Annotated in this window: 5 protein-coding genes; 2 read left to right on the top strand and 3 right to left on the bottom strand. The window is 69.9% G+C overall.

Translation table 11 applies throughout. From position 1 onward, the window contains the following. Positions 1-194: hypothetical protein (locus WBP48_RS03265; protein ID WP_424436031.1), on the bottom strand; the 194-nt coding region annotated here is incomplete at its 3' end. 2 nt (positions 195-196) lie between these two features. After that, complete coding sequence (locus WBP48_RS03270; protein ID WP_424436034.1) at positions 197-1585, bottom strand: MFS transporter; 1389 nt, start codon at positions 1583-1585, stop codon at positions 197-199. 271 nt (positions 1586-1856) lie between these two features. On the opposite strand from WBP48_RS03270, the gene WBP48_RS03275 reads away from it, so the two are divergent. Both WBP48_RS03275 and menC read left to right on the top strand, forming a co-directional pair. Then, a complete protein-coding gene (locus tag WBP48_RS03275; RefSeq protein WP_424436037.1) occupies positions 1857-2594 on the top strand; it encodes a GNAT family N-acetyltransferase in 738 nt (245 codons plus the stop codon). A gap of 149 nt (positions 2595-2743) precedes the next feature. After that, positions 2744-3877: an o-succinylbenzoate synthase gene (gene menC, locus WBP48_RS03280; RefSeq protein WP_424436040.1), complete on the top strand. Its 1134-nt coding sequence runs from the start codon at positions 2744-2746 to the stop codon at positions 3875-3877. A gap of 112 nt (positions 3878-3989) precedes the next feature. On the opposite strand, the gene WBP48_RS03285 is transcribed toward menC, so the two are convergent. Further along, positions 3990-4366: flotillin domain-containing protein (locus WBP48_RS03285; RefSeq protein ID WP_424436043.1), on the bottom strand; the 377-nt coding region annotated here is incomplete at its 5' end.

Raw genomic sequence — 4366 nt, forward strand, 5'->3', positions numbered from 1 at the left:
CGCTCGAGCACGTGCGGCACGCTGGCGTCGAGTTCAGCGACGCCGGTGATCACCCTCGGCCCCCCGAGAGCCGTGACGGCTCGTACCGTGAGGGCCGTCCCGGCCAGGGCGCGCGCGGCGAGCGCTGCCATGACGCGGGTCGTCTCCGCGTTCGAGTTCGGGTTGACGACGAGGAGGTGATCGCGGTCGGCCACGTTCAGATGCCGTCTTCCAGTGGCCGACCGATCGTCTCGCGCGGGATGCGCACGACGATCGCTCCGATGATGAAGAACACCGCGAGCATCGCGAACATCGCCGGCACTCCGCCGGCAGCGAGGACCGCACCCGACAGCAGCGGCAGCAGACCGCCGGCCAGCGATCCCGTGGCGAGCACGACGGCGGTGCCGAGTCCGCGGATGCGGGTCGGGTACAGCTCGGGTGCGTACAGGAAGATCGTGGTGTTGATCGTGATGACGGCGAAGTTGAACAGCGCCCCGAACAGCAGCACGAGCGGGATGGTGGGAGCCGCGAAGCCGAAACCGAGGGCGGCGATCAGGCCGAGCACCGCAGCGCCCGTGAGCACGGCGCGGCGTGGCAGTCGCCGCGACACGAACGAGGCGAACACCGACCCGATGAGGCTCCCCGACTGCATGATGAGGGTGTACCACAGTGCCGTCGTGATCTCGAACCCGCGCTCGGTGAGGATCAGCGGGATGAGGGTGGCCATCGAGATCTGCCCGCCGTACGACATGGTCACCGCGATGCAGAGCGGGAGGGTCGTGCGCAGGTGGCGACCGCGGAACACGTGGGTCCAGGCCATCCGCGGCGCTTCCTCCACCTCGACCGCGGTCGAGGTGTCGAGGTACTGCTTCTGCTCGGTCAGTTCGCCGCGCAGCTTGCCCTGCGCGAGGCGGTTGAGCACCGTGTTGGCTTCGTCGATGCGACCGGATGCCGCGAGGTAGCGCGGTGATTCGGGAAGCCCGCGTCGGTAGACCACGACGAGCAGTGCTGGCAGCAGCAGCACGGCGAAGAAGTACCGCCACTGCTCGCCGCCGGTGAAGATCGCGAAGACGATGATGCCGAACAGCGGCGCGAGCATGTTTCCCAAGCCCGCGGCGGCCACGTTGACGAGCCCTGCGGCGACGCCGCGGTGCTTGGCCGAGAAGAACTCGGACATCATCGTGATGGCCGTCGCGATCTCGCCGCCGATGCCGATGCCGACGATGAAGCGCGCGAGCAGGAGGATCCCGTAGTCGGGCGCGATCGCGCACAGGAGAGAACCGAAGCTGAACACGAGCAGGTTGACAGTGAGCAGCCGTCGCCGTCCCCACCGGTCCGAGGTGAACCCGGCGGTGAGCCGCCCGAGGGCGATCGCGGTGAACGTCACGGTGTTGAGCAGGCCGACGTCGGCGGGTCCGAGGCCCCAGCTTTCGCGGAGGGCGGGGCCGGCGACGCCGACGGCGTTCTGCTCGATGGAGTCGAAGAATGCGCCGAGCAGCACCATCACGACGACACCGAGGTGTGCCCTCGTGAGTTTCATCGTCGAGTACGCGCGTTCTATCTGGTCACTGATGGTCAGCCTTTCGGGCTGAGCGATCTGGGTCATGGCTGAGCCTTTCGTGGAGCGTGCCGGCGGAGGCCGGGGGGATGGGAGGGCAGGCCCCAGATGACGCTCGCAGGGCCGTTGTTGGGAGATCACGCTAGCCATGGGGCGGCGTCAGAGGGTTTCACGCATGTTACGAGCGTGTGAAAGAGCTGCTGTTTGGCATGCCAAATACAAGACTTGCCTGGCATATCGGCATCCGGATCTATTCTTGGCATGCCATTGCGACTGAGGTGCGGCGCTGGTGGAGGTCATTGGTCAGTAGGGTGCTGACATGAGTGACGCCTCACCCGCACCCGAGGTCAGCATCCGTGAACTGCACACGATGGAGCAGGTGGCCGCCGCGGCCGACGTCATCAGCGAGGTCTGGGGCGGCGACAAGACGGGCATGCCGGCGAACCTGCTGCAGGCGCTCGCCCATTCGGGCAACTACGCCGTCGGCCTGTACCTCGATCGACCCGGGGCCGATGGGCCGGGCGGGGAGCGCATGATCGGGGCATCCGTCGCGTTCTTCGCCGCCCCCGCGGAGCGATCCATGCACTCGCACATCACGGGCGTGCTCGCGCCGTACCGGTCGCTGGGGCTCGGGCGGCTGCTCAAGCAGCATCAGCGGCAGTGGGCGTTCGCGCGGGACGTCGGACACATCACCTGGACGTTCGACCCGCTCATCGCGCGCAACGCGCACTTCAACCTGCGGGTGCTCGGCGCTCGCGTGACCGAGTACCTCGTCGACCACTACGGCGCGATGGACGACGTCGTCAACCGCGGCGACGAGTCCGACCGGCTCATGGCGAGCTGGGCGCTCGCCGCCCCGGCATCCCCTCCTCGTGAAGAGGACATCGTGACGACCGTCGAGGTGCCGCCCGACATCGAGCGGATCCGCCGGGAGCAGCCGGGGGAGGCGCTGGACTGGCGCTACCGCGTGCGGGAGGCGTTCGAGGGCCTGATGCAGGACGGGTTCGTCGTCGGGGGCTTCGACGCCGACCGCGGGTATCTGTTCGTGCGGGCCTGACCGGCGCGGGTCACAGTTCGGGCGCGTGCCCGAACTCCTCCAATCCGCAACCTCGCGTGAGCGCGCCCGACGTGTTTCCGGTTCGCGCGCGGCTGTCGAGGGACGAGTTGGAGGAGTTCGGGCCGGCACGCCCGGCGTAGCCTGGGCGCATGCCGATCGCCCGCCCCGCCGTATCCGTCGCGCTCGAGACCGTCGAACTGCGGGTGCTGCACCTGCCGCTCGTCTCGCCGTTCACGACCTCGTTCGGCACCGAGGCCGTGCGCGAGGTCATCGTCGTCCGCGCTTGCACGGCGGCCGGCGACGGCTGGGGCGAGATCGTCACGCAGGAGGCGCCGTTGTACTCGAGCGAGTACACGCAGGGCGCGTGGGACGTCGCGCAGCGCTTCCTCGTGCCGGCGCTGCTGGATGCCGGGACGATCGCACCCGAGCAGGTCGCGGGCATCCTGGAACCCTTCATCGGTCACCGGATGGTCAAAGCCGGGCTCGAGCTCGCGGTGCTGGACGCGGCCCTTCGCGCGGCGGAGCGGCCGCTCGGCGAGTACCTCGGCGCGGTGCGCGATCGTGTCCCGAGCGGGGTGTCGGTCGGCATCCAGCGCGATCCGGCCGCCCTCGTCGAGACCGTCGGCGGCTATCTCGGCGAGGGCTACGTGCGCATCAAGATCAAGATCAAGCCCGGTCGCGACATCGGCGACACGGCCGCGGTGCGCGACGCGTTCGGCGCGATTCCGCTGCAGGTCGACGCGAACTCCGCGTACACGCTGGCGGATGCCGACACCCTCGCGGAACTGGACCGGTTCGACCTGCTGCTGATCGAGCAGCCGCTGCAGGAGGACGACATCGTCGACCACGCGACGCTCGCAGCGCGCCTGCGGACGCCGATCTGCCTGGACGAGTCGATCACGTCGGCCAAGGCGGCCCGCGACGCGCTCGCGCTGCGCGCGGCGTCCGTCATCAACATCAAGGCGGGGCGGGTCGGCGGGTATCTGGAGGCGGTGCGGATCCACGATCTGTGCCTTCGGGCCGGGGTGCCGGTGTGGTGCGGCGGAATGCTCGAGACGGGCATCGGACGCGCGGCCAACGCGGCGCTCGCTGCGCTCCCCGGGTTCACGCTGCCGGGGGACGTCTCGGCATCCGACCGGTTCTACGAGCGCGACATCGTGACGGAGCCGATCGTGCTGGAGGACGGGCACGTGCGGGTGCCGACCGGGCCCGGGATCGGGGTCGAGATCGACCCCGTCACGCTCGATGACTTCACGGTCGCGCGGGTCGAGCTGCGGCGCTGAGGGCGTGCTCGCGTACCGAATGCAGGATCGACGTGCCCGGAACGCCGCAGGGCGGGGGTGTCCGGGCCCGTGGCGGCCAAGGCTCCTGCGTTGGGTACGCGTTGCGCGGTGGTCAGGCCTCCGGCGCGGGGGCGGCGGCAGCTGCGGCATCCTGCCGCATCCCCTGCGCGATGCCGCGGCCGGTCGCCTGACCCTGGATCACGTCGCGCAGGTCGATCCCGGTCGCCGCCTCGATCGCCTCGAAACTGGCACGCAGGCTGGACGCCGACTCGGCGGCGATGTGCGACGACGCACCCTCGCCGCCCAGCACCGTGATGGACCCGACCTTGTCGAAGCCCTTCGCGAACTCCGTCATCATCGGCACCAGGGCCTCGAGCGCCCGCTGGGCGAGCAGCGCCTCCTGGTTCTTCGACAGGGCCTCGGCCTCCGCCTCGATCGCCGCAGCGCGCGCCTCGCCGACCAGGCGCACCGCGTCGGCCTCCGCCTGGG

The sequence above is a fragment of the Microbacterium sp. genome (assembly GCF_049661145.1).
GTDB lineage: Bacteria > Actinomycetota > Actinomycetes > Actinomycetales > Microbacteriaceae > Microbacterium.

Coding starts and splice junctions, on each gene's coding strand:
- WBP48_RS03270 (WP_424436034.1), bottom strand. CDS start 1,585: ATGACCCAGATCGCTCAGCCCGAAAGGCTGACCATCAGTGACCAGATA.
- WBP48_RS03275 (WP_424436037.1), top strand. CDS start 1,857: ATGAGTGACGCCTCACCCGCACCCGAGGTCAGCATCCGTGAACTGCAC.
- menC (WP_424436040.1), top strand. CDS start 2,744: ATGCCGATCGCCCGCCCCGCCGTATCCGTCGCGCTCGAGACCGTCGAA.